Origin of the sequence: Pseudomonas sp. GV047, assembly GCF_003058245.1 — a bacterium.
GTDB classification, from domain to species: Bacteria; Pseudomonadota; Gammaproteobacteria; order Pseudomonadales; family Pseudomonadaceae; genus Aquipseudomonas; species Aquipseudomonas marginalis.
The window spans coordinates 19,635-44,169 of the sequence record NZ_QCWA01000018.1 but is presented as its reverse complement, the minus strand read 5'-3'; the positions used below and the strand labels follow the sequence as shown (position 1 = coordinate 44,169).

The 24,535-nt window shown below is 57.7% G+C and carries 20 protein-coding genes and 2 tRNA genes; 2 read left to right on the top strand and 20 right to left on the bottom strand.

Features of this window, described 5'->3' with window-relative positions:
* The 12 genes from rbfA to rlmE form a co-directional block, all read right to left on the bottom strand.
* Complete coding sequence (gene rbfA, locus C8K58_RS29780; protein ID WP_003176137.1) at window positions 1–396, bottom strand: 30S ribosome-binding factor RbfA; 396 nt, start codon at window positions 394–396, stop codon at window positions 1–3.
* Window positions 397–555: 159 nt separating this feature from the next.
* On the bottom strand, window positions 556–3,081 hold the full coding sequence (infB, locus tag C8K58_RS29775) for a translation initiation factor IF-2 (RefSeq protein WP_027605369.1): 2,526 nt from the start codon (window positions 3,079–3,081) through the stop codon (window positions 556–558).
* Window positions 3,082–3,108: 27 nt separating this feature from the next.
* Window positions 3,109–4,590: a transcription termination factor NusA gene (gene nusA / locus C8K58_RS29770; RefSeq protein WP_003212187.1), complete on the bottom strand. Its 1,482-nt coding sequence runs from the start codon at window positions 4,588–4,590 to the stop codon at window positions 3,109–3,111.
* Between the two features lie 47 nt (window positions 4,591–4,637).
* A complete protein-coding gene (rimP, locus tag C8K58_RS29765; protein WP_003235029.1) occupies window positions 4,638–5,096 on the bottom strand; it encodes a ribosome maturation factor RimP in 459 nt (152 codons plus the stop codon).
* A gap of 140 nt (window positions 5,097–5,236) precedes the next feature.
* Window positions 5,237–5,313, bottom strand: a tRNA-Met gene (locus tag C8K58_RS29760).
* 96 nt (window positions 5,314–5,409) lie between these two features.
* Window positions 5,410–5,495, bottom strand: a tRNA-Leu gene (locus C8K58_RS29755).
* Window positions 5,496–5,517: 22 nt separating this feature from the next.
* Complete coding sequence (gene secG, locus C8K58_RS29750; protein WP_010206600.1) at window positions 5,518–5,901, bottom strand: preprotein translocase subunit SecG; 384 nt, start codon at window positions 5,899–5,901, stop codon at window positions 5,518–5,520.
* Window positions 5,902–5,905: 4 nt separating this feature from the next.
* Entirely contained in the window at window positions 5,906–6,661 is a 756-nt protein-coding gene (tpiA, locus tag C8K58_RS29745) for a triose-phosphate isomerase (RefSeq protein ID WP_015885920.1), read from the bottom strand.
* Between the two features lie 66 nt (window positions 6,662–6,727).
* Window positions 6,728–8,065, bottom strand: a complete 1,338-nt coding sequence (glmM, locus tag C8K58_RS29740) for a phosphoglucosamine mutase (RefSeq protein WP_098480912.1) — start codon at window positions 8,063–8,065, stop codon at window positions 6,728–6,730.
* Between the two features lie 16 nt (window positions 8,066–8,081).
* The gene (gene folP, locus C8K58_RS29735; RefSeq protein WP_027605366.1) at window positions 8,082–8,933 is read right to left on the bottom strand and encodes a dihydropteroate synthase; all 852 of its coding nucleotides are present in this window, start codon (window positions 8,931–8,933) and stop codon (window positions 8,082–8,084) included.
* Between the two features lie 8 nt (window positions 8,934–8,941).
* Window positions 8,942–10,852 (bottom strand): ATP-dependent zinc metalloprotease FtsH, encoded by a 1,911-nt coding sequence (gene ftsH, locus C8K58_RS29730; protein ID WP_027605365.1) that lies wholly within the window; start codon window positions 10,850–10,852, stop codon window positions 8,942–8,944.
* A gap of 200 nt (window positions 10,853–11,052) precedes the next feature.
* Window positions 11,053–11,703, bottom strand: coding sequence for a 23S rRNA (uridine(2552)-2'-O)-methyltransferase RlmE (gene rlmE, locus C8K58_RS29725; protein WP_015885924.1), 651 nt, complete (start codon window positions 11,701–11,703; stop codon window positions 11,053–11,055).
* 105 nt (window positions 11,704–11,808) lie between these two features.
* Here rlmE and C8K58_RS29720 point away from each other — a divergent pair, with 105 nt between their 5' ends.
* Window positions 11,809–12,117 (top strand): YhbY family RNA-binding protein, encoded by a 309-nt coding sequence (locus tag C8K58_RS29720; protein WP_017139256.1) that lies wholly within the window; start codon window positions 11,809–11,811, stop codon window positions 12,115–12,117.
* Window positions 12,118–12,126: 9 nt separating this feature from the next.
* Here C8K58_RS29720 and C8K58_RS29715 read toward each other — a convergent pair whose 3' ends face one another.
* The 8 genes from C8K58_RS29715 to grpE all read right to left on the bottom strand — a co-directional run bounded on the left by C8K58_RS29715 (window position 12,127) and on the right by grpE (window position 22,591).
* A complete protein-coding gene (locus tag C8K58_RS29715) occupies window positions 12,127–12,531 on the bottom strand; it encodes a hypothetical protein (protein ID WP_027605364.1) in 405 nt (134 codons plus the stop codon).
* Between the two features lie 28 nt (window positions 12,532–12,559).
* Window positions 12,560–13,036, bottom strand: coding sequence for a transcription elongation factor GreA (greA, locus tag C8K58_RS29710; protein ID WP_027605363.1), 477 nt, complete (start codon window positions 13,034–13,036; stop codon window positions 12,560–12,562).
* Window positions 13,033–16,254, bottom strand: a complete 3,222-nt coding sequence (carB, locus tag C8K58_RS29705) for a carbamoyl-phosphate synthase large subunit (RefSeq protein WP_027605362.1) — start codon at window positions 16,252–16,254, stop codon at window positions 13,033–13,035. The genes greA and carB overlap by 4 nt, the downstream gene beginning before the upstream one ends.
* A gap of 104 nt (window positions 16,255–16,358) precedes the next feature.
* The gene (gene carA / locus C8K58_RS29700) at window positions 16,359–17,495 is read right to left on the bottom strand and encodes a glutamine-hydrolyzing carbamoyl-phosphate synthase small subunit (protein ID WP_027605361.1); all 1,137 of its coding nucleotides are present in this window, start codon (window positions 17,493–17,495) and stop codon (window positions 16,359–16,361) included.
* 259 nt (window positions 17,496–17,754) lie between these two features.
* Entirely contained in the window at window positions 17,755–18,561 is an 807-nt protein-coding gene (dapB, locus tag C8K58_RS29695) for a 4-hydroxy-tetrahydrodipicolinate reductase (protein WP_027605360.1), read from the bottom strand.
* Between the two features lie 10 nt (window positions 18,562–18,571).
* The gene (gene dnaJ, locus C8K58_RS29690; RefSeq protein WP_065925314.1) at window positions 18,572–19,696 is read right to left on the bottom strand and encodes a molecular chaperone DnaJ; all 1,125 of its coding nucleotides are present in this window, start codon (window positions 19,694–19,696) and stop codon (window positions 18,572–18,574) included.
* A 318-nt stretch (window positions 19,697–20,014) separates the two neighbouring features.
* Complete coding sequence (dnaK, locus tag C8K58_RS29685) at window positions 20,015–21,928, bottom strand: molecular chaperone DnaK (protein WP_027605358.1); 1,914 nt, start codon at window positions 21,926–21,928, stop codon at window positions 20,015–20,017.
* Between the two features lie 102 nt (window positions 21,929–22,030).
* The gene (grpE, locus tag C8K58_RS29680; protein WP_027605357.1) at window positions 22,031–22,591 is read right to left on the bottom strand and encodes a nucleotide exchange factor GrpE; all 561 of its coding nucleotides are present in this window, start codon (window positions 22,589–22,591) and stop codon (window positions 22,031–22,033) included.
* Between the two features lie 254 nt (window positions 22,592–22,845).
* On the opposite strand from grpE, the gene recN reads away from it, so the two are divergent.
* On the top strand, window positions 22,846–24,519 hold the full coding sequence (gene recN, locus C8K58_RS29675; protein WP_027605356.1) for a DNA repair protein RecN: 1,674 nt from the start codon (window positions 22,846–22,848) through the stop codon (window positions 24,517–24,519).
* Window positions 24,520–24,535 lie beyond the last annotated feature (16 nt).

Below are 24,535 nucleotides of genomic sequence, written 5' to 3'. Positions count from 1 at the left end.
TTACTCCTTGGCGTCTTCAGGTGTGGATGGGTGCTGGCTGTCTTCAGCCACGGCGCGCTCGATCAGTGCCGACAGGTGCGCGCCACGCACAACGCTTTCGTCGTAGTGGAAGTGCAACTGGGGCACGCTGCGCAGCTTCATTTCACGGGCCAACTGCATGCGCAGGAAACCTGCGGCCGAGTTGAGTACCTTGATGCTTTGCGCGATTTCTTCGCTGTTGTCCTGCCCCATCACGGTGATGAAGATCTTCGCGTGACCCACGTCACGGCTCACTTCAACAGCGGTGATGGTGACCAGGCCAACGCGGGGGTCTTTGACTTCGCGACGGATCAGTTGGGCCAGCTCACGCTGCATCTGATCGCCGATACGCTGGGTACGGCTGTATTCTTTTGCCATGTCTTGTTACCTGTTACTGCCACACGGTGAAACCCATGGGGTCTGAAAGCGGCAAACGCCCGGCCTGACAAAAGCCAGACCGGGCGTTGCGTTTAGAGTCCTCACGCTGCGCGGGGCATTTGCATGCCCACACGCGGCGTGGCTCCTGAAGTGCGCGAGTTAGAGGCTGCGAGCAACCTGAACCTTCTCGTAGACTTCGATCTTGTCGCCAGCCTTGACGTCGTTGTAGCTCTTGACGCCGATACCGCATTCCATGCCGGCACGCACTTCGGAAGCGTCATCCTTGAAGCGGCGCAGGGATTCCAGCTCGCCTTCGAAGATAACGATGTCTTCACGCAGTACACGGATTGGACGATTACGGTACACGGTACCTTCGATAACCATGCAGCCGGCGATCGCACCGAATTTCGGCGAGCGGAACACGTCACGTACTTCGGCGACACCCAGGATGTTCTCCCGGACGTCACTGCCAAGCATACCGGTGAGGGCTTTCTTGACGTCTTCGATGATGTCGTAGATGACGTTGTAGTAACGCATGTCCAGGCCTTCCTGCTCGACGATCTTGCGAGCGCCAGCATCGGCACGCACGTTGAAGCCGAACAGTACAGCGTTGGAAGCCAGTGCCAGGTTGGCGTCGGACTCGGTAATACCACCGACACCGCCACCCACAACACGCACTTGCACTTCGTCGTTACCCAGGCCATTCAAGGCGCCGTTCAACGCTTCGAGGGAACCACGAACGTCAGACTTGAGGACGATGTTAAGCGTCTTCTTCTCGGCCTGGCCCATGTTCTCGAAGATGTTTTCCAGCTTGCCGGCATGCGCGCGAGCCAGTTTGACTTCACGGAACTTGCCTTGACGGAACAGAGCCACTTCACGGGCTTTCTTCTCGTCAGACAGCACGCTCATCTCGTCGCCAGCGTCCGGGGTACCGTCCAGGCCGAGGATCTCGACAGGGATGGAAGGACCGGCTTCCTTGATTGGCTTGCCGTTCTCGTCGAGCATGGCACGTACACGGCCATAGTTCGAACCGACCAGTACCATGTCGCCTTGACGCAGGGTACCGTCTTGAACCAGTACGGTTGCAACCGGGCCACGACCCTTGTCGAGACGCGACTCAACCACAACACCACGACCTGGGGCCGATGGGGTTGCTTTCAGTTCAAGTACTTCAGCTTGCAGCAGGACAGCTTCGAGCAGTTCGTCCACGCCAGTACCGACTTTCGCCGAAACCGAAACGAATGGCGTATCACCGCCCCACTCTTCAGACGTCACGCCATGAACCGACAGTTCGCTACGGATGCGATCGAGATCGGCGCCCGGCTTGTCGATCTTGTTCACGGCAACAACCAGAGGAACACCAGCGGCTTTAGCGTGCTGGACAGCTTCAATGGTCTGCGGCATCACGCCGTCGTCCGCTGCAACGACCAGGATCACGATGTCAGTCGCCTTGGCACCACGGGCACGCATTGCGGTAAACGCGGCGTGACCTGGGGTGTCGAGGAAGGTGACCATGCCGCGCTCGGTTTCAACGTGGTACGCACCGATGTGCTGGGTGATACCGCCGGCTTCGCCAGCAGCTACCTTGGCACGACGGATGTAGTCGAGCAGCGAAGTCTTACCATGGTCAACGTGGCCCATTACGGTCACGACTGGCGCACGGGAGAATGTCTCGCCTTCAAACTTCAGGGACTCAGCCAGGGAATCTTCCAGGGCGGTGTCGCTGACCAGGGTCACTTTGTGGCCCAGTTCTTCGGCTACCAGTTGAGCAGTTTCCTGATCAAGCACCTGGTTGATGGTCGCTGGAGTACCCAGTTTGAACATGAACTTGATGATTTCAGCAGCCTTGACCGACATCTGGTTGGCAAGATCGCCAACCGTGATGGTCTCGCCGATCTGCACATCACGCACGACAGGGCCGGTTGGGCTCTGGAAACCGTGGGCGTTGCGTTTCTTCAGCTTGGCCTTGCCGCGACCACCACGACGGAAGCCATCGCTTTCTTCGTCGGTAGTCCGTGGAGCAACGCGTGGAGCAGGCGCTTTCTCTTTGACCGAAGCACGATGCGGAGCGTTTTTGCGCTCGCCATCGCCACCACCACCGCGACGATTGTTATCGTCGGCACGTGGTTTATCCGGACGACGAGGTTCTTCGCGCTTGCGGGCATCGGCAGCAGGTGCTGGTGCAGCGGCAACCGGAGCGGCCTCACGCACAGCGTCTGCAGGAGCGCCAGGCGCGGCTACCGCTTCAGTGGAAGCAGTTTGCGCAGCAGCAGGCTGACGACGCGCTTCTTCTTCGGCGCGACGCTTGGCTTCTTCTTCAGCCTTCTGACGTGCAGCATTTTCTACTGCGCGACGTTCTTCCAGTTCGCGTTTGCGCTCGGCTTCGATTTCTTCCGGGCTGCGCTGTACGAAGACTTTCTTCTTGCGTACTTCAACGCTGATGCTCTTGCTACCCGCAACCCGCAGGGTGCTGGTGGTTTTGCGCTGCAATGTAATCTTGCGCGGTTCTTCCACTTTCGCCTTGTGGCTGCTCTTCAAGTGAGTCAGCAAAGACTGCTTCTCACTATCGCTCACACCTTCATCGGCGGCGGTGTGCGGCAGACCTGCCTCACGCATCTGCTGCAACAGGCGCTCTACCGGTGTTTTGACCTCATCGGCCAGTTGTTTCACCGTGACTTGCGTCATGCACTTCTCTCCTCAGGCCGCGCCTAATTACTCGAACCAATGGGCTCGGGCGGCCATGATCAACTTGCCGGCACGATCATCGTCAATGCCGTCGATGTCGAGCAGATCGTCAATAGACTGCTCGGCCAGGTCTTCGCGGGTAATTACGCCGCGCACCGCCAGTTCCATCGCCAAATCCTTGTCCATACCCTCAAGCGAGAGCAGGTCTTCGGCCGGATGGGCGTCTGCCAGCTTTTCCTCAGTAGCGATGGCTTTAGTCAACAAACGATCCTTGGCCCGAGCGCGAAGCTCGTTGACGGTGTCTTCGTCAAAGCCGTCGATGTTGAGCATTTCTTCCAACGGTACGTAGGCAATCTCTTCCAGGCTGGTGAAGCCTTCATCTACCAGCACCTGCGCCAGGTCTTCGTCGACTTCCAACTCGTCGATGAAGTTGCGCAGGATGTCACCGGTTTCAGCTTGCTGCTTAGCCTGGATGTCCGATTCGGTCATTACGTTCAGGGTCCAGCCGGTCAACTGGCTGGCCAGACGCACGTTCTGACCACCACGACCAATGGCCTGGGCCAGATTGTCTGCGCCAACGGCGATGTCCATTGCATGGGCATCTTCGTCAACGATAATTGCCGCCACTTCAGCCGGCGACATGGCATTGATCACGAACTGCGCCGGGTTATCGTCCCAGAGGACGATGTCCACACGCTCACCACCCAATTCGCCCGACACTGCCTGGACGCGCGAACCGCGCATACCGATGCAAGCGCCTTGCGGGTCGATGCGTTTGTCCTTGGAGCGGACCGCGATCTTGGCACGCGAACCCGGGTCGCGGGACGCAGCCATGACTTCGATCAGGCCTTCGGCAATTTCCGGCACCTCGATACGGAACAACTCAATCAGCATTTCCGGCGCAGTACGCGACAGAATCAACTGAGGGCCACGGTTCTCGGTGCGGATTTCCTTGAGCAGCGCACGCAAACGCACGCCAACACGGAAGGTTTCGCGAGAGATGATGTCTTCGCGGGCCAGCAACGCTTCAGCGTTGTTGCCCAGGTCGACGATCACATTGTCGCGGGTCACTTTTTTCACGGTGCCGGAGATGATTTCCCCCAGGCGCTCGCGATAGGCATCAACGACTTGAGCGCGCTCGGCTTCGCGAACCTTCTGCACGATGACCTGCTTGGCGGTCTGTGCAGCAATGCGGCCGAACTCGATGGACTCGATCTTTTCTTCAACGACATCACCGACCTGGGCGCCTGGGTGCGTTTCAGCAACCTTGCTTGGCCAGGTTTCGATGGCCGGATCATCAAGATCGGCCTCTTCGACGACCGTCCAGCGACGGAAAGTCTCATAGGCACCGGTGTGGCGGTTGATTTCCACACGCAGATCAACTTCGTCTTCAAAACGCTTTTTGGTAGCAGTGGCCAGGGCCAGCTCCAGCGCTTCAAAAATCACGTTTGCCGGTACGCCCTTTTCATTGGATACCGACTCAACAACCAGCAGTACTTCTTTGCTCATCGTACGCCTCGCCTTTCGCAAGCCATTGGATCCGCGGGATCCGCGTCTCAGTCAAAACTGGGAATAATGTTGGCCTTGTCGATCATATCGATCGGCAACAGGAACTCATGGTCTTCTACCTGCACCACGACATCCTGTTCTTCTACACCGCGCAGAAGGCCCTGAAAGTTGCGACGCCCTTCAAACGGGGATCGCAGCTTGATCTTCACTTGTTCACCGGCAAATTTTGCAAACTGATCAATAGTGAACAGTGGGCGTTCCATGCCTGGCGAGGAAACTTCGAGGGTGTACTCAACGGAGATAGGATCTTCAACATCCAGAACACCGCTGATCTGACGGCTGACAATGGCACAATCGTCCACCAGCACGCCGCCCTCTTTATCGATATAAACGCGCAACATTGAGTGGCGACCTTGAGCCGAAAACTCAATACCCCAGCATTCATAGCCTAGGGCCACGACCACCGGGGCCAACAAGGCCTGCAACTCTTCTAGCTTGCTCGACACCTGAACCCCCTCGTGCATGTATGTGCATGCTGTGCAAAATAAAAAAATGGGCGAAACGCCCATCCTTGAAACGCCGTCGAACAGCGGCGTTGAAAGTGTCCAGCTAACAAAAAGCCCCTTAAAAGGGGCTCCGCTAAAACTGGTTGCGGGGGCCGGATTTGAACCGACGACCTTCGGGTTATGAGCCCGACGAGCTACCAGACTGCTCCACCCCGCGACAAAGCTGGGGCGGAAGTATACGACCGATCCCTTACAGGGTCAATGTAACCTTCCACCTACAAGAAAGCCCGCAACAGCGGGCTCTCCTGATAATTGGTACCGAGAAGGGGACTCGAACCCCTACACCCTATGGGCACAACCACCTCAAGGTTGCGTGTCTACCAATTCCACCACCTCGGCAATACAGCGTTTACAACCCTTCTTACTTCTGCTCTTGAGCTGGAGGTACGTCAGTCGCTGGAGTAGCCGACTTTTGCTCTTGAAGCACCGGGACATCATCAGAAGCCGGTTTTGCTTTTGGAACTTCCAACACTGCTGGGTTTGGCAAACCTACCTGAGTCAGCACATGAGCCTTCTCTTTAGCAAAGTAACCTAACCCCAAGCTGGTTATGAAGAAACCGGCGGCAAGTATAGCAGTAAACTTACTAAGAAAGGTAGAGGAACCTTGGCTTCCGAACACAGTATTTGAAGCACCTGCACCGAAAGACGCACCAGCATCCGCACCTTTACCCTGTTGCAACAAAACCAGGGCAACTACGCCCAGGGCAGCCAACAGATGAAAAACGACTACGACTGTTTCCAGCATTTTTTCAGTTTCCCGCGGCGCGACAAATCGCACCGAACTCATCTGCATTCAGGGAAGCTCCACCAATGAGCCCCCCATCGATATCCGGCATGCCGAACAGTTCGACCGCATTGGCCGCCTTCACGCTGCCGCCGTATAGAAGCCGCACACCTTGTGCGACTTCAGAATTCTCTGCCGCCAACTGCGCGCGGATGGCTGCGTGCACATCCTGCGCCTGTTGCGGTGTAGCAGTCAGCCCGGTACCAATGGCCCAGACCGGCTCGTAAGCAATTACCGCCTTTGCGAACGCACCAACACCCAGCTCCTCGATGATACTGCCAAGCTGACGCGAGACAACTTCAAGAGTCTTGCCCGATTCCCGCTGCTCAAGGGTCTCCCCAATACACAACACCGGAATCAAGCCACAAGCCTGCGCTGCTGCGAACTTGCGATTGAGTGTCCCATCACGCTCGCCCATCATCTGACGGCGCTCGGAGTGCCCGACAAGCACATAGGAACAACCCGCATCAACCAGCTGACTCGGTGCAATCTCACCGGTCAACGCACCTTGCATGGCTTCCACCGCAGAGTTCTGCGCGCCGACCTGAATCGACTTACCTTTCAAGCCATCCACCACTTGGGTGATATGCAAGCAAGGCGGGAACACCGCGATATCAACACCGCTAGGCAAGGCCAAGTGACGAAGGCCATTGATCAGCTCAGCGACACTGGCGCGGGTACCGTGCATCTTCCAGTTACCAGCTACCATAGTGCGACGCATGCTGTACCTCGTCGGTCAAAGTGGGCGCAGATGTTACCCAACCACATCATCACTGGCAAGCCGAATTCAGGCGCAAACTTCAGTTACCAGTTTTGCCAGGTCTTCGGCATGGCCGCGAACCTGTATTTCGTCGTCACCTTCGACCATGACGCGTACCAAAGGCTCTGTGCCGGACTTGCGTAGCAATACCCGTCCACGACCAGCCATTGCCAGGGTCGCGCGCTCACAAGCCTCTTTGACAGCAGGGTGCTCGATCGGGTTTTCCCCACCTGCGAAACGCACGTTCAGCAATACTTGCGGGCATTTGCGCAAAGCCTGACGCGCCTGGGCCAGGCTCTCTTCGCGGCGACGCAAAGCCAATAGCACCTGCAACGCCGCAATAATCGCGTCACCGGTGGTGGCGTGCTGGAAGCACACCACGTGCCCGGAGTTCTCACCACCTACCTGCCAGTTACGCTCCAGCAGCTCGGCGATCACATACCGGTCACCGACGTTGGCGCGAACAAAAGGAATACCCAGGTCTGCCAACGCCAACTCAAGCCCCAGGTTGCTCATCAGCGTACCGACGACACCGCCTTGCAGCTTGTTACGCTCATGCAGGTCGCGGGCAATGATGAACAACAGATCATCGCCGTCCACCACGGCACCCGTGTGGTCAACCATCAGCACGCGGTCGCCGTCACCGTCGAAGGCAATCCCGAGGTCGGCGTGCTCGGCCAGGACAGCGGCCTGCAACTGCTCCATATGGGTGGAGCCGCAGTTTTCGTTGATGTTCAATCCGTTGGGCTGAGCCGACAGCACTGTCACGTCTGCGCCAAGCTCCCTGAATACGCTTGGCGCGACTTTGTAGGTCGCACCATGGGCGCAGTCGACAACAACCTTCAGGCCGGCAAAATTGGTACTGGTAGGCACACTGCTCTTGCAGAACTCGATATAACGACCGGACGCGTCATTGATGCGCGACACCTTGCCCAGCTTGCTGGACTCGACCACGGTCATCGGCGCATCCAACAGTTCCTCGATCATAAGCTCAATCTCATCCGGCAACTTGGTGCCCTGACCGGAGAAGAACTTGATGCCGTTGTCGTCATGTGGATTGTGCGAAGCACTTATCACAATACCGGCCTCAGCGTGAAAGGTACGCGTCAGGTATGCAATCGCGGGCGTCGGCATTGGCCCCAGCAACATCACATCGGCGCCTGCGGCGGATAAGCCGGCCTCAAGCGCTGATTCAAACATGTATCCCGAAATCCGGGTGTCCTTGCCCACCAGGATGCGGCACGCCCCCATGCTGCGGAAAGCCATACCAGCCGCCCATCCAAGCTTGAGCATGAAATCAGGAGTAATCGGAAACTCGCCGACCCGACCACGGATACCGTCGGTGCCAAAGTATTTTTTAGTCATAAGTGCTCCATCATTCTTATTCGGCTGATTCCACAGCTGCAATCATGCGTACCACATCCACGGTCTCAGCAACGTCATGCACACGCAAGATGCGCGCACCCTTGGTCACCGCGAGCGCCGCCAGTGCAAGACCGCCGTACAACCGCTCACCCACCGGACGGCTCAATGCCAGCCCTATCATGCTCTTGCGCGAAACACCGACCAACAGGGGCCGACCAAGGGCATGCAAGGACTCCATGTGTTTGAACAAACTCAAATTGTGTTGCAGGGTCTTGGCGAAACCAAACCCCGGATCAAGGATGATCCTTTCCGGCGCAATACCTACCGCGACGCACTGGGCAACGCGCTCGGAGAGAAAACCACTCACTTCACCAACCAGGTCATCATAGTGCGGGCTGTCCTGCATATTGCCGGGCTCACCCAGCATATGCATCAAACACACCGGCAAACCGGTGGCTGCGGCTGCATCCAGGGCACCGTCGCGCCGCAGGGACCGCACATCGTTGATCAAGCCGGCACCTAATCGCGCAGTCTCACGCATCACGGCCGGGGTGGAGGTATCAACCGAAATGATCACATCCAACTCTCGAGCGATGCGCTCGACAATCGGCGCCACGCGCTCCAACTCCTCCAGAGGAGAAACTGCGCGAGCACCAGGCCGAGTCGATTCACCGCCCACATCAATCAAGGTCGCGCCAGCCGCCACCATGGCTTCTGCGTGGCGCAATGCAGCATCAAGCTGGCTGAAGCGGCCACCATCGGAAAAGGAGTCAGGGGTTACATTAAGAATGCCCATGACATGCGTATGGGCCAAATCAAGAACCCGGTTGCCGCAAGGCAACCGGGGGGAGGACGGAGCAAAAGTCATTTCAAACCTTAATGGTCAGCTGCCGGGCCGCCGATTGGGGTTTCAGGGCGCTCGTTCTGAACCACTGGCGGGGTGCCCGAAGTACCCGAACCACCTTCCCAATCACGAGGCTCACGAGGCGCCCGACCGGCCATAATGTCGTCGATCTGGTCTGCATCGATGGTCTCGTACTTCATCAACGCATCAGCCATTGCATCAAGCTTGTCGCGATTATCGGTCAGGATCTGCTTGGCCGTGCCATAGCACTGGTCAATGATACTGCGCACCTCAGAATCGATCAGCTTGGCTGTCTCACCGGAGAAACTGGCGTTTTGACCACCGCCGCCACGCCCCAGGAATACTTCACCTTCTTCTTCGGCATACATCAAAGGACCGAGCTTTTCCGACAAGCCCCACTTGGTCACCATGTTCCGCGCAATCTGGCTGGCGCGCATGATGTCGTTGGAAGCCCCAGTGGTCACGCCGTCGAAGCCCAAGGTCATTTCTTCAGCAATTCGACCGCCGTACAGCGAGCAGATCTGGCTGATCAGCGCACGCTTGGAGAGGCTATAACGATCCTCTTCCGGCAGGAACATGGTGACACCCAACGCACGACCACGAGGAATGATCGACACTTTGTAGACCGGGTCATGCTCAGGCACGACACGCCCCACAATGGCGTGACCCGCTTCGTGGTAAGCAGTGTTCTGCTTCTCTTTTTCGGACATGACCATGGATTTGCGTTCAGCGCCCATCATGATCTTGTCTTTCGCCAGCTCAAACTCTTTCATTTCAACGATGCGCTTGCCGGTACGGGCTGCAAACAGCGAAGCCTCGTTCACCAGGTTGGCCAGGTCAGCACCCGAGAACCCCGGGGTACCACGGGCAATCACAGCCGGTGCAACGTCGTCGCCCATTGGCACTTTGCGCATGTGCACTTTCAGGATTTGTTCGCGCCCACGGATGTCCGGCAGGCCAACCACCACCTGGCGGTCAAAGCGGCCTGGACGCAGCAGCGCAGGATCCAACACGTCCGGACGGTTGGTTGCCGCGATGACGATGATGCCGTCATTCATCTCGAAACCATCCATCTCGACCAGCAACTGGTTGAGGGTTTGCTCACGCTCATCATGACCACCGCCCATGCCAGCACCACGATGGCGACCAACGGCGTCGATTTCATCGATGAAGATGATGCATGGCGCATGCTTCTTGGCCTGTTCGAACATGTCGCGAACGCGGCTCGCACCGACACCGACGAACATTTCAACGAAGTCAGAACCGGAAATGGTGAAGAACGGTACCTTGGCTTCGCCGGCAATGGCCTTGGCCAGCAAGGTTTTACCGGTACCTGGAGGGCCGACCATCAGCACTCCGCGAGGAATACGGCCACCCAGGCGCTGGAATTTGCCTGGATCGCGCAAGAACTCAACCAACTCGCCGACTTCTTCCTTGGCTTCGTCGCAACCCGCTACGTCCGCCAGGGTAGTCTTTACCTGATCTTCAGAGAGCAGGCGCGCCTTGCTCTTGCCGAAGCTCATCGGCCCGCCCTTGCCTCCAGCACCGCCTTGCATCTGGCGCATGAAGAACATGAACACGGCAATGATCACCAGGATCGGGAAGCTTGCCACCAGGAGTTGAGTCCAGATGCTCTGCTGCTCAGGCTGCTTGCCTTCGACAACCACGTGGTTATCCACCAGGTCGCCGATCAGACCGTTGTCCTGAATTGCCGGACGAATGGTCTTGAAGCTGTCGCCATCGTTGCGTTTGCCGGTGATCACGTAGCCATCAACCGCTACGCGCTCGACCTTGCCATCCTTAACTTGCTGGATGAAGTCGGAATAGTTGAGGGTCTGCGGCTCGTTAGGGCTGGAGAAGTTGTTCATCACCGTCACGAGGACAGCCGCGATGATCAACCACAGGATCAGATTCTTTGCCATATCGTTCAATTAACTACCCTCTGAAGCAAGCTCCGCTACTGGCGCGCGCTTCGCATGATATTCACCGGCCTAACTTACTACATTACCTACAACTCTGGCAGGCGCCGTCTGTAACCCTTTGTGAAACTTTGACTACACAATATTCGTAAAGCTTCGTGACGAAAGCGATATAAAAAAACCTATCGCCCTCCTCGAATTCCTCAAAAACGCTCTTCACTCGCCGCGCCTTCGACGCCACGGAAGCCGCGGCACAGCAGGTATTGCTCCCTGGACCGGTCCCGGGAAGAGTCTGGTTTACGCGTCTGCACCTTGTCGAACAATTTGCGGATGTTCTTGTGGTACTCGTCGAAACCCTCTCCCTGGAACACCTTCACCAGGAAATCGCCACCGGGACGCAACACCCGACCCGCCAAATCCAGCGCCAATTCGCAAAGGAACATGGCCCGCGGCATATCAACGGCCGGTAATCCACTCATATTGGGGGCCATGTCGGAAATCACAAGGTCTACCTGCGAATTTCCCACAGCCTCAAGGATCTGGGCGAGCACTGTGTCCTGGGTAAAGTCTCCATGAACAAAGGTCACATCCGGGATGCTGTCCATTTCCAGGATGTCGGAAGCAATCAGGCGACCTTGACCACCAATCAGACGACTGGTCACCTGGGACCAGCCACCGGGAGCCGCGCCAAGATCGATGACGCTCATGCCTGGACGAATCAACTTGTCCTTGTCCTGGATCTCCAACAGCTTGTAGCTGGCCCGGGAACGATAGCCATCCTTTTGCGCCTTTTTGACGTAAGGATCGTTGAAATGCTCTTGCAGCCACTTAAGGCTAGTTTTGGAACGGGCCACGGGCCACCTCGAAAATAAAACGGGTCGTGATTAACTGGGCGGTCCCGGACTCGCTCGGGTAAACTGGCCGCCGCTTTTTACAAGATCAGACGCAGGGGTCAGATTATGCCGCTCACTCAAGAGCAGAAGAAACAGTACAAATCCATTGGCCACCATCTGAAACCAGTTCTGATTGTGGCAGACAACGGTTTGACTGAAGGTGTGTTAGCCGAACTTGAACGCGCATTGGGCGATCACGAACTGATCAAGATCAAGGTCAACATCCTTGACCGCGAGGCGCGCCTGGCCGCCATTGCAGAACTGTGCAAGGTTGGCAAGGCGGACCTGGTTCAGGTCATCGGCAAGATGGCGCTGCTGTATCGCAAGAACTTCAGCGTCAACAAGCAACTGTCGAACGTACACCGCTTCAAGTAATACAAAGGGTCACGGGCGTGCTTCGCGCGCCCCGCCACTCCATCCCGGAGCAGGCTGTATAACCAGCACCAGGCCGGAGAACCCTAGCACAAGATAGCTGAATAGCTGCCAGCGCAACGCTTCCGGCAGCCAGACATGCACAATGCAATACATTGCACACGCATACAGCGCCATCAACAGCAGTTGGCCGCGAATATCCCGCCACAGACTCTCCAAGCCTTCAGCCTTGACCAGCACCAACGCCTGAAGCGCTACGCACGCCGCCGCGAAACCCACCAGCAGCGCACTCAGTAATCCATCGATTTCATCGATCAGCAACGGAGCCAGGCCAATCACGCCCAGCACCGGCAATACACCAAGATGTAACAACCATAGGCCGCCCACCCAAAGCATCTGGGCAAGCTGCCAAAGCATGGCGCCCGCACGAAGCGGGCGCCGCCTTTCAGATGTGACGAACTTCAACAATCTCGTACTCGATCACACCGCCTGGCGTTTTGACAGACACCACATCACCCTCTTCCTTGGCGATCAAGGCACGGGCCAGTGGTGAGCCGACGGAGATCTTGCCGAGCTTGAAGTCAGCCTCGTCCTCTCCCACGATGTGGTAGACCACGCTCTCGTCAGTCTCAACGTTGGCGATCTCCACGGTGGTACCGAAAATCACCTTGCCAGTGTGGGGAATAGTCGTGACGTCGATGATCACCGCATTCTGCAAACGGCCTTCGATATCACGGATCCGCGCTTCGACCATACCCTGCTGCTCACGAGCAGCGTGGTATTCGGCGTTTTCCTTCAGGTCACCCAGCTCGCGGGCCGTACCAATGTCCTGACTCAGCTTTGGACGTACGACCTTGGTCAGATGGGCGTGCTCCTCTTCCAGGGCCTTGGCACCCTGGACGGTCATTGGGTATTTGATCATGCCTTCAATCCTGCGTGTAGATCCTGCAAGCGACGCACGGTCTTTTCCGGACCGAACTTGAGCGCTTCGCAGATAGCTTCGCCAGCAGCAATAGTGGTGGTGCAGTAGATCTTGTGCTGCAAGGCATTACGGCGAATGGAGTAGGAATCCGCGATCGACTGGCGACCTTCGGTGGTGTTGATGATCAGCGTGACTTCATCATTCTTGATCATGTCGACCACATGCGGACGGCCTTCCGTCACCTTGTTCACGCGGCGCACTTTCAAGCCGGCCGCTTCGATCAGCTTGGCGGTCCCGGCAGTTGCCACGATTTCAAAGCCCAAGTTGATCAGATCACGGGCCACGCCTGCAACCAGCGGCTTGTCATCATCACGCACGCTGATAAACGCAGTACCGCCGGTCGGCAGCACTTCGCTGGCGCCCATCTGGGCCTTGGCGAATGCTTCACCGAAGGTGTCGCCCACGCCCATCACTTCACCGGTGGACTTCATCTCCGGACCGAGGATCGGGTCCACACCAGGGAATTTGGCAAATGGGAACACTGCCTCTTTCACACTGTAGAAGTTCGGAATGATTTCCTTGGTGAAGCCAATTTCCTTCAGGGTCTTACCCGCCATCACACGCGCAGCGATCATGGCCAGGGACACGCCGATGCACTTGGAAACGAACGGCACGGTACGCGAAGCACGCGGGTTGACTTCAATGACGTAGATGTCTTCGCCCTGCAGCGCCAACTGTACGTTCATCAGGCCGACAACACCCAACTCCAAGGCCATTTTCTTGACCTGCTCGCGCATCTCGTCCTGGATATGTGCAGGCAACGAATACGGCGGCAGCGAGCACGCGGAGTCACCGGAGTGAACGCCCGCCTGCTCGATGTGCTGCATGATCGCGCCGATGACCACGTCGGTACCGTCGCAAACTGCATCCACGTCCATTTCGATGGCGCAGTTGAGGAAGTGGTCCAGCAGCACCGGGCTGTCGTTGGACACTTTTACCGCATCACGCAGGTAACGCTTGAGCTCTTCTTCTTCGTAGACGATTTCCATCGCCCGGCCGCCCAGCACGTAGGATGGACGCACCACCAGCGGGTAGCCGATCTTGCTGGCTGCACGGATGGCCTCGTCTTCGCTGCGCACGGTAGCGTTTGGCGGCTGGCGCAGGTTCAGGCGCTCAACCATTTGCTGGAAGCGCTCACGATCTTCGGCACGGTCGATGGCGTCAGGGCTCGTGCCGATGATTGGCACGCCGGCGGCCTCAAGGGCACGCGCCAGTTTCAGCGGGGTTTGGCCGCCGTACTGGACGATCACGCCTTTGGGCTTCTCGACGCGACAGATTTCCAACACGTCTTCCAACGTTACCGGCTCGAAGTACAGGCGGTCGGAAGTGTCGTAGTCAGTGGAAACAGTTTCCGGGTTGCAGTTGACCATGATGGTCTCGTACCCGTCTTCGCGCAGCGCGAGGGCGGCATGTACGCAGCAATAGTCGAATTCGATGCCTTGGCCGATACGGTTCGGACCACCACCCAGGATGATAATCTTGTCGCGGCCCGACGGCGCGGCCTCGCACTCTTCCTCGTAGGTGGAGTACAGGTACGCAGTGTCGGTGGCGAACTCGGCGGCACAGGTGTCAACGCGCTTGTAGACCGGGAAGATCTCCAGCTTGTGGCGATGCGTGCGCAGGTTTTTCTCGGTCACACCCAGCAGCTTGGCCAGGCGCTGGTCGGAGAAGCCTTTGCGCTTGAGGCGGAACATCATGTCGCGGTCGATGCTGGCCAGACCCAGGGTCTTGACCTTCTCCTCTTCCTTGATCAGATCTTCGATCTGCACCAGGAACCACGGATCGATCATGTTCATGCCGAAGATGTCTTCGACAGTCATGCCGGCGCGGAAGGCATCAGCCACATACCAGATACGCTCGGCGCCCGGCACGGTCAGCTCGCGCTTGAGGATGCTCATGCTTTCCGGGTTGCTCAGGTCGAGCTTCTCGTCCAGGCCGCAAACGCCCACTTCCAGGCCACGCAGGGCTTTCTGCAGGGACTCCTGGAAGGTTCGGCCGATGGCCATGACTTCACCCACCGACTTCATCTGGGTGGTCAGGCGCGCGTCGGCTTTGGCGAACTTCTCGAAGGCAAAGCGTGGCAGCTTGGTCACGACATAGTCGATGGACGGTTCGAAGGACGCCGGCGTAGCGCCGCCCGTGATTTCGTTTTGCAGTTCGTCCAGGGTGTAACCGATAGCCAGCTTGGCGGCGATACGCGCAATCGGGAAGCCGGTCGCTTTCGATGCCAGCGCCGAAGAACGCGATACACGCGGGTTCATCTCGATCACGACCATGCGGCCGGTGTCCGGGCAGATACCGAACTGAACGTTGGAGCCACCGGTTTCAACGCCGATCTCACGCAATACCGCCAACGAGGCGTTACGCATGATCTGGTATTCCTTGTCCGTCAGGGTCTGCGCCGGAGCAACGGTGATCGAGTCACCGGTGTGCACACCCATCGGGTCGAAGTTTTCGATGGAGCAGACGATGATGCAATTGTCCTTTTTGTCACGGACAACCTCCATCTCATACTCTTTCCAGCCAATCAGGGATTCGTCGATCAGCAGCTCTTTGGTCGGAGACAGGTCCAGGCCACGGGCGCAGATTTCTTCGAACTCTTCACGGTTGTAGGCAATGCCACCACCGGTGCCGCCCATGGTGAAGGACGGACGGATAATGCACGGGAAGCCGAGCTTTTCGAGAACTGCGTTAGCCTCCTCCATGCTGTGGGCGATACCGGAGCGCGGGCAGTCAAGGCCGATGGACTTCATGGCCTTGTCGAAGCGCGAACGGTCTTCAGCCTTGTCGATGGTGTCGGCATTGGCGCCGATCATCTCTACGCCGAATTTTTCCAGGACGCCTTCGCGCTCCAGATCCAGGGCGCAGTTCAATGCAGTCTGGCCGCCCATGGTCGGCAGCAGTGCGTCCGGACGCTCTTTCTCGATGATCTTGGCAACCGTCTGCCACTTGATCGGCTCGATGTAGGTAGCGTCGGCCATGTCCGGATCGGTCATGATGGTGGCCGGGTTGGAGTTCACCAGGATGACGCGGTAACCCTCTTCGCGCAGGGCTTTGCAGGCCTGGGCGCCGGAGTAGTCGAATTCGCAGGCCTGGCCGATAACGATCGGGCCAGCGCCGAGAATCAGGATGCTTTTTATGTCTGTACGTTTTGGCATGGGTTTGTCACTCAAATCCGCAGGTCAGTCGGCAAGCCGTCTTGAACAATCTTCGAAGAGCCTGCAGGGGCCGCCAAGGTAGGGGCCGCCCGCAGGCCGCTCAGTCAGCGTCGCTTGGCCATCTCATTGATGAAACGGTCGAACAGCGGTGCTACGTCGTTCGGGCCCGGGCTTGCTTCAGGGTGGCCCTGGAAGCTGAACGCGCTCTTGTCAGTACGCTCGATACCCTGCAGGGAACCGTCGAACAACGACTTGTGAATCGCGCGGACATTGCTCGGCAAGGTCGCTTCATCCACCGCAAAACCGTGGTTCTGGCTGGTGATCATCACAACGCCGGTGTCCAGGTCCTGCACAGGGTGGTTGGCGCCGTGATGGCCATGACCCATTTTCAGGGTCTTGGCGCCGGAGGCCAGCGCCAGCAGTTGGTGACCGAGGCAGATACCAAATACCGGAATCTCGGTTTCCAGCACTTCCTTGATGGCCTGGATGGCGTAGTCACAAGGCTCAGGATCACCCGGGCCGTTGGACAGGAACACGCCGTCAGGTTGCAGGGCCAGCACGTCGCTGGCAGGCGTTTGCGCCGGCACCACGGTCACGCGGCACCCACGCTCGACCAGCATACGCAGGATGTTGTACTTGACGCCGTAGTCGTATGCGACCACGTGATACGGCAGGTCAGCCGCTTCGATAGTCTCGTGGCTGTCGGTCTTCAAGTCCCAGACAGTGGAGCGCCACTCGTACTGCTCCTTGGTGCTGACGACTTTCGCCAGGTCCATGCCTTTCAGGCCTGGGAAGCCTTGCGCTGCAGCAATCGCCGCTGCTTCGGAAATATTGTCACCGACCATGATGCAGCCATTCTGCGAGCCCTTTTCACGCAGGATGCGCGTCAGGCGGCGCGTATCGATACCGGCGATCGCCACAACGTTGTTGGCTTTCAGGTAATCGGACAGCGACATCGTGTTACGCCAGTTGCTCGCAACCAGTGGCAGATCACGAATGACCAGACCCGCCGACCAGACACGATCAGACTCAACGTCTTCCGGCGTAGTACCGGTGTTGCCGATGTGCGGATAGGTCAGGGTAACGATCTGTTGGGCGTAGGAAGGATCGGTAAGGATTTCCTGATAGCCGGTCATGGCAGTGTTAAACACCACCTCTCCAACGGTTTGACCGTCGGCTCCAATGGCTTCGCCGCGAAAAATGCTGCCATCAGCAAGGGCGAGTATGGCTGGCTTAGTCAAGAAGACCTCCCGTAAATAAAGCCTGAAAGGGCGATCGCAGGTTGTAAAAAAGCGGAGTGACGTATGGACACGTCACCCCGCTTCTTCACTGAATTATTCTGCGCGCTTTTAGTGGACACACTAAAGCTGTAGCTTACAGAAAAAGGCTTTTTTGGTCCACCGCTAATGAGCCTTAAAGGCAGGAGAATGCGACAGGACGTCGCTTAGCGGGTAAAAACGGGGCCTTAGGATAATCCCGAGGCCCGGTTTTAGCTACTGCTTAGTGCAGATCCAACACATCGCGCATGTCGTACAGACCAGCCTCGCGACCTTCCAACCAGAGCGCGGCACGCACCGCGCCCTTGGCGAATGTCATGCGGCTCGAAGCCTTGTGGGTAATTTCCAGGCGCTCACCCTCGGTAGCAAACAAGACCGTGTGGTCGCCTACGACATCACCGCCACGGACGGTCGCAAAACCAATGGTGTCACGCGCACGCGCACCGGTATGCCCTTCGCGACCGTAAACCGCCACTTTGGACAGATCACGCCCCAGCGCATCGGCAATAGCCTCCCCCATGCGCAGCGCGGTACCCGACGGCGCATCGATCTTGTGACGGTGATGCGTCTCGATAATCTCGATATCCGCCTCATCCCCCAGCACCCGCGCCGCCATGTCCAGCAACTTGAGCGACAGATTCACGCCGACACTGAAGTTGGCTGCGAAGACGACGGGAATATCCTTACCCGCCTCCTCCAACAACTGCTTCTGCTGCGCAGTCAAACCCGTGGTACCAATCACCATCGCCTTGCCCGCCTTGCGGCAGAACGCGAGGTTTTTCAGCATCACTTCCGGCAGGGTGAAGTCGATCAGCACATCGAATTCGTCAGCCACCTGCTCCAGGCTGCCTGACAATGAGACACCGATACGCCCCAGCGAAGCCAACTCACCCGCATCCGCACCGATCAACGTGCTACCGGGACGAACAATCGCCGCGGTCAGCCCAGAGGCCGGGGAGCGCTGCTGCACCGCCTCGACCAGCGTCTTGCCCATGCGCCCGGCAGCGCCCATTACGGCTATACGTCGCATACTCACTTCCTTACAGGTCGCCGAAGAAGCGCTTCACGCCTTCGAAAAAGCCAGTGGTTTTCGGCGAATGCGTGTCATCGCCCTCCAGCGAACTGCGGAATTCCTCAAGCAATTCACGCTGACGGCGCCCAAGATTGACCGGAGTCTCCACGGCCACACGACACATCAAGTCGCCAGCACCGCCACCGCGCACCGGCGCTACGCCCTTGCCACGAATACGGAACTGCTTGCCGGTCTGCGTACCTTCAGGGATCTTGAGCTTGACCCGACCGTCCAGGGTCGGGATCTCCAATTCGCCACCCAGGGCTGCATCGACAAAGCTGATCGGCACTTCACAGAACAAGTGCTTGCCGTCGCGCTGGAAGATCGAGTGCTCGCGCACATTGATCACCACGTACAGGTCGCCCGTAGGACCGCCCTGGGTACCGGCCTCACCCTCACCCGACAGACGAATACGGTCTCCGGTATCGACTCCCGCCGGCACTTTTACCGCCAGGGTCTTGTACTCTTCGACGCGGCCTTCGCCGTGGCAGGAATCGCACGGATCGGAAATGATCTTGCCCTGCCCATGGCAACGCGGACAGGTCTGCTGCACCGAGAAGAAACCCTGCTGCATACGCACCTGGCCGATACCGCCGCATGTCGGGCAAGTAATCGGCGCGGAACCTTTCTTGGCACCCGAACCATCACACGGCTTGCAGTTAACCAGCGTCGGTACGCGAATATTGACGCTGGTGCCGCGTACAGCTTCTTCCAGGTTCAGCTCCAGGGTGTAACGCAAGTCGCTGCCACGCTGAGCACCGCCACGCTGACCACCCCGGCCACCACCAAAGAAGTCACTGAATACATCACCGAAAATATCGGAGAAGTTCTGACCGCCAAAACCGGCACCGCCGCCGCCCATGCTCGGGTCGACACCGGCATGTCCATACTGGTCGTAGGCCGCACGCTTGTTGGGATCAGACAAACATTCGTAAGCCTCGTTGGCCTCTTTGAACATGTCTTCGGATTCTTTGCTATCCGGATTACGGTCCGGGTGGTGCTTCATTGCCAGGCGACGGTAAGCCTTTTTCAGGTCCGCCTCGCTGGAGCCGCGCTCCACACCCAACACTTCGTAATAGTCACGCTTTGCCATAAGTCTTTGCACTCTTAAGGACGTCCAGCCAGACCCTCCTGAGCCTGGCTAAACTCGTTGAGCCCCAATACAGGCCCGGACCCAACTCACGTCAATTCAACGATCCTGGTCGTTACTACTTTTTAGCCAGGGACCCGGCCAAAAACGCGGTATTCATTGCTCGGAAAGCAGGAGCATCCCCGATCACACCGCCAACATCCGAACACAGTCGCATGCTGTAAAAATTCGCATACCCCAGACACGCCAACGCGGGAGCAAGCTCCCGCGCGGCGACATCCTACCAGTCACCGCTTGATAGCGGTCAACCGGACGACCAACTTACTTCTTGTCGGTAACTTCTTCGAACTCGGCATCGACAACATCGTCTTTAGCTTCTGGCTCTGCCTGTTGAGCAGCACCGTCAGCCGGCTGAGCCTGTTCGGCGTACATTTTCTGAGCCACTGGCGCGGAAACTTTCGACAACTCTTCAACCTTGGCTTCAATGGCAGCCTTGTCGTCGCCTTTGACAGCGGCTTCCAGGGCAACTACAGCAGCTTCGATCGCGGCCTTCTCTTCAGCGGTCACTTTCTCGCCAGCATCAGCGATCATTTTGCGTGTCGAGTGAACCAGTGCGTCGCCCTGGTTACGGGCACCTGCCAACTCTTCGAACTTCTTGTCAGCTTCAGCATTGGTTTCAGCATCACGGATCATCTGTTGAATTTCTTCATCAGAAAGACCGGAGTTGGCCTTGATGGTGATCTTCTGCTCTTTGCCGGTAGCCTTGTCTTTCGCACCTACGTGCAGAATGCCGTTGGCGTCGATGTCGAAGGTCACTTCGATCTGTGGCACGCCACGTGGTGCTGGTGGAATCTCAGCCAGGTCGAACTTGCCCAGGGACTTGTTCTGAGCAGCCTGCTTACGCTCACCTTGCAGCACGTGAATGGTCACAGCACCCTGGTTGTCATCAGCCGTCGAGAACACCTGGGATTTCTTGGTAGGAATCGTGGTGTTTTTCTCGATCAGCGCAGTCATCACGCCACCCATGGTTTCGATACCCAGGGTCAGCGGGCTTACGTCCAGCAGCAACACGTCTTTCACGTCACCGGCCAATACCGCGCCCTGGATGGCAGCACCCATGGCAACCGCTTCGTCCGGGTTCACATCTTTACGTGCTTCTTTGCCGAAGAACTCGGTAACCAACTTCTGAACCAGTGGCATACGGGTCTGACCGCCTACCAGGATCACGTCGTTGATCGCACCAACATCAATACCGGAGTCTTTCAGCGCAATGCGGCATGGCTCGATAGTGCGTTGAACCAGGTCTTCGACCAGCGCTTCCAACTTGGCGCGAGAAATCTTCACGTTCAAGTGCTTAGGACCGGTGGCGTCTGCGGTGATGTACGGCAGGTTAACGTCGGTCGACTGAGCAGAAGACAGCTCGATCTTGGCTTTTTCAGCAGCCTCTTTCAGGCGCTGCATCGCCAGCGGGTCACCCTTGAGGTTCATGCCGCTTTCTTTCTTGAATTCGTCAACGAGGTAGTCGATCAGACGAATGTCAAAGTCCTCACCACCCAGGAAGGTGTCGCCGTTGGTGGCCAACACTTCGAACTGGTGCTCGCCGTCTACTTCAGCGATCTCGATCACGGAAACGTCGAACGTACCGCCACCCAGGTCATAAACGATCACGGTGTGATCGCCCTTGGCCTTGTCCATACCGTAAGCCAGAGCAGCTGCGGTCGGTTCGTTGATGATACGTTTTACATCCAGGCCCGCGATGCGGCCGGCGTCTTTGGTCGCCTGGCGCTGGCTGTCGTTGAAATAGGCTGGAACGGTGATCACCGCCTCAGTCACTGTCTCACCCAGGTAATCTTCGGCAGTCTTCTTCATCTTCTTCAAGATTTCAGCCGAGATTTGCGGTGGCGACATTTTCTGGCCATTTACTTCAACCCAGGCGTCACCGTTGTCAGCCTTGGCGATCTTGTAAGGGACCATTTTGATGTCTTTTTGTACGACTTCTTCGTCGAACTTACGACCGATCAGGCGCTTCACCGCGTACAGGGTGTTATGCGGGTTGGTCACAGCCTGGCGCTTGGCCGACTGGCCAACGAGGATTTCACCATCGTTGGCGTAAGCGATGATCGACGGCGTGGTACGCGCGCCTTCGGCGTTTTCGATTACTTTTGCAACGCCGTTTTCCAACACGGAGACGCAGGAGTTGGTGGTCCCCAGGTCAATACCGATAATTTTGCCCATGATTTACTCTCCCGAAACTTGAATTTGGTTGCCGCAGCAGTGGTGGCTAACTGCGGTAGCACTTAAACGCTTGACTTATAAATGGGGGCCTTGCGGCGGATTTCAAGCCTGCTCATCAATAGAAGGTGCAACGGGTGCAGGAGCCTTGCTCACCACCACCATTGCAGGGCGCAACAGGCGACCGTTGAGCTGATAGCCCTTCTGGAACACTTTCAACACACTATTGGGCTCGAGGTCGTGGCTTTCTTGCATGGCCATGGCCTGGTGAAGCTCAGCGCTGAACGGTTCGCCGCCTTGCGGATCAATGGCTTCCAGCTGATAACGCTTCAGGGTGTCCTGAAACATTTTCAGGGTCAGTTCGATCCCTTCGCGCATCGGGCGGATGTTTTCGTCATCCGGGTTGGACAACTCGAGGCCACGCTCCAGGCTGTCAATAATTGGCAGCAGGTCGCCCGCGAACTTCTCCAGCCCGAACTTGTGAGCTTTTTCTACGTCCTGCTCGGCACGGCGGCGGACGTTCTGCAGATCGGCGGCAACACGCAAAGACTGATCCTGCGCAGCGGCCAACTGCTCTTCGAGCACTTGCACACGAGTTGCCAGTTCATCACCGACAGCCGAATTGGCGTCCGGAGTTTGCGTATCCTGCGTCTGTTCGTCAGCCATAGATTTCTCCTTTCAAAATCATGCGCGAACTCAACTCGCGCTTCTGTTCCGGTATATGGGGCCACAATTTCCAGGTTCAAGGGTGCAGGCTCTACCAAAAGTCTTTCGCCTGCCCCAGATCAACTTCGGCCCGATCATTCTCCTTTGCACTAAAAAAGCTGAACGACCGAGCAAATTGAGCTAAGCATCAGGATTGTCAGCCCAGAACAAAACACTGTATAAATAACCAGACCTAAAGCCTGGGAGCGGCCGTCATGCTCGTGCACCTGTCTGTACACAACTACGCCATCGTTGAACATCTGGATCTCGAACTGGATCGCGGGATGAGCGTAATCACAGGCGAAACCGGCGCCGGCAAGTCGATCATGCTCGACGCCCTGGGCCTGACCCTGGGCGACCGCGCCGACAGTGGCGTGGTGCGCCCGGGCGCGGACAAGGCCGACATTCTGGCCACCTTCGACCTCGCGGACATCCCCGAAGCCGAAGCCTGGCTGGTCGAGCGCGACCTTAATAACGACGGCCCGTGCATCCTGCGCCGAGTCATCACCGCCGAGGGGCGCTCGCGCGGCTACATCAATGGAACCCCCTGCCCCCTTGGCGACCTGAAGGCCCTGGGTGAACTGCTGATTGACATCCATAGCCAGCATGAACACCAATCCCTGCTCAAAACCGACACCCATCGCCGCCTGCTTGACGAGTACGCTGGCGCCACCGACCTTGCCCGGCAGGTACAACTGGCTGCCCAGCGCTGGCGCCAGACCCGACAGGAGCTGGAGCGACTGTCCAATTCCGGTGACGAGCAACGCGCTCGCCATCAATTGCTCAGCTATCAGCTTGAAGAGCTGGAAAGCCTGGGTCTGGGCGAAACCGAGCTGGAACAACTGGAACAGGAACACAAGAACCTCACCAACGCCGAAACCCTGCTGTCTATCTGCCGCCAGGTGGTGGAGCAATGCAGCGAGAGCGATTCCGGCAATGTGCTCAACGCACTCACCGCCAGCCTCAACCGACTGTCCAGCGTTAACAGCGCTTCGGGCTCGCTGAGTGAAGCCACCACCCTGCTGACCAGTGCGCAAATCCAGGTAGAAGAAGCCGTCGGCGAACTCAATCGCTTTCTCGATCATTTCGACGCCGACCCGGCGCGACTGCAGGAAATAGAAGAGCGCCTGGACACCATCTATACGCTGGCGCGCAAACATCGAATCCAGCCCACCGAAGTGGCAACCATGCAGCAGAAACTGCTGGATGAAATCGAGACCCTGAACGCGAATGACGAATCCATTGAGCGACTGGGCGAAGAGCTCGGCTCTTTTGCCCGCCACTATCAGGAGAAAGCCCGCGAACTGAGCGATCTGCGCAAACAGGCTGCGACCAGCCTCGCTGGCGCCGTCGAGCAGGAAATTCAGCGCCTGGGCATGCCGGGCGGGCGCTTTACCATCGAGTTGCGCACCAACGCCAGCAATGAGCTGCAGCCCTACGGCCTGGAGCAGGTAGAACTACTGGTCAGCGCCAACCCGGGGCAACCGCTCAAGGCACTGGCAAAAGTGGCGTCTGGTGGCGAGCTCTCGCGAATCAGCCTGGCGATCCAAGTGATTACCGCGCAAACCTCACGGGTACCGACACTGGTGTTCGATGAAGTAGACGTAGGTATCGGTGGCCCCACGGCGGAAATTGTGGGTCAGTTACTGCGCCGCCTGGGGGATCGCGGCCAGGTGCTGACCGTCACTCACTTGCCGCAAGTCGCGGCCCAAGGGCATCAACACTTGTTTGTGCACAAGGTCAGAGGCAGCGAAGCGACACACACGGCAGTATCCAAACTGAACAAGTCGGAGCGCGTGGAAGAAGTGGCACGGATGCTCGGCGGGATCGACCTGACCAAAGAGTCTTTGGCACACGCGAAGAAAATGGTCGTAGCCACCAAGGCCTGAGCCGAGCTTTTCCTTA

Bases quoted from the DNA above. Each gene is read 5' to 3' on its own strand.
- rbfA (WP_003176137.1), bottom strand. From the start codon at position 396: ATGGCAAAAGAATACAGCCGTACCCAGCGTATCGGCGATCAGATGCAG.
- infB (WP_027605369.1), bottom strand. From the start codon at position 3,081: ATGACGCAAGTCACGGTGAAACAACTGGCCGATGAGGTCAAAACACCG.
- nusA (WP_003212187.1), bottom strand. From the start codon at position 4,590: ATGAGCAAAGAAGTACTGCTGGTTGTTGAGTCGGTATCCAATGAAAAG.
- secG (WP_010206600.1), bottom strand. From the start codon at position 5,901: ATGCTGGAAACAGTCGTAGTCGTTTTTCATCTGTTGGCTGCCCTGGGC.
- tpiA (WP_015885920.1), bottom strand. From the start codon at position 6,661: ATGCGTCGCACTATGGTAGCTGGTAACTGGAAGATGCACGGTACCCGC.
- glmM (WP_098480912.1), bottom strand. From the start codon at position 8,065: ATGACTAAAAAATACTTTGGCACCGACGGTATCCGTGGTCGGGTCGGC.
- folP (WP_027605366.1), bottom strand. From the start codon at position 8,933: ATGACTTTTGCTCCGTCCTCCCCCCGGTTGCCTTGCGGCAACCGGGTT.
- ftsH (WP_027605365.1), bottom strand. From the start codon at position 10,852: ATGGCAAAGAATCTGATCCTGTGGTTGATCATCGCGGCTGTCCTCGTG.
- C8K58_RS29720 (WP_017139256.1), top strand. From the start codon at position 11,809: ATGCCGCTCACTCAAGAGCAGAAGAAACAGTACAAATCCATTGGCCAC.
- C8K58_RS29715 (WP_027605364.1), bottom strand. From the start codon at position 12,531: ATGCTTTGGCAGCTTGCCCAGATGCTTTGGGTGGGCGGCCTATGGTTG.
- greA (WP_027605363.1), bottom strand. From the start codon at position 13,036: ATGATCAAATACCCAATGACCGTCCAGGGTGCCAAGGCCCTGGAAGAG.
- carB (WP_027605362.1), bottom strand. From the start codon at position 16,254: ATGCCAAAACGTACAGACATAAAAAGCATCCTGATTCTCGGCGCTGGC.
- dapB (WP_027605360.1), bottom strand. From the start codon at position 18,561: ATGCGACGTATAGCCGTAATGGGCGCTGCCGGGCGCATGGGCAAGACG.
- dnaJ (WP_065925314.1), bottom strand. From the start codon at position 19,696: ATGGCAAAGCGTGACTATTACGAAGTGTTGGGTGTGGAGCGCGGCTCC.
- dnaK (WP_027605358.1), bottom strand. From the start codon at position 21,928: ATGGGCAAAATTATCGGTATTGACCTGGGGACCACCAACTCCTGCGTC.
- grpE (WP_027605357.1), bottom strand. From the start codon at position 22,591: ATGGCTGACGAACAGACGCAGGATACGCAAACTCCGGACGCCAATTCG.
- recN (WP_027605356.1), top strand. From the start codon at position 22,846: ATGCTCGTGCACCTGTCTGTACACAACTACGCCATCGTTGAACATCTG.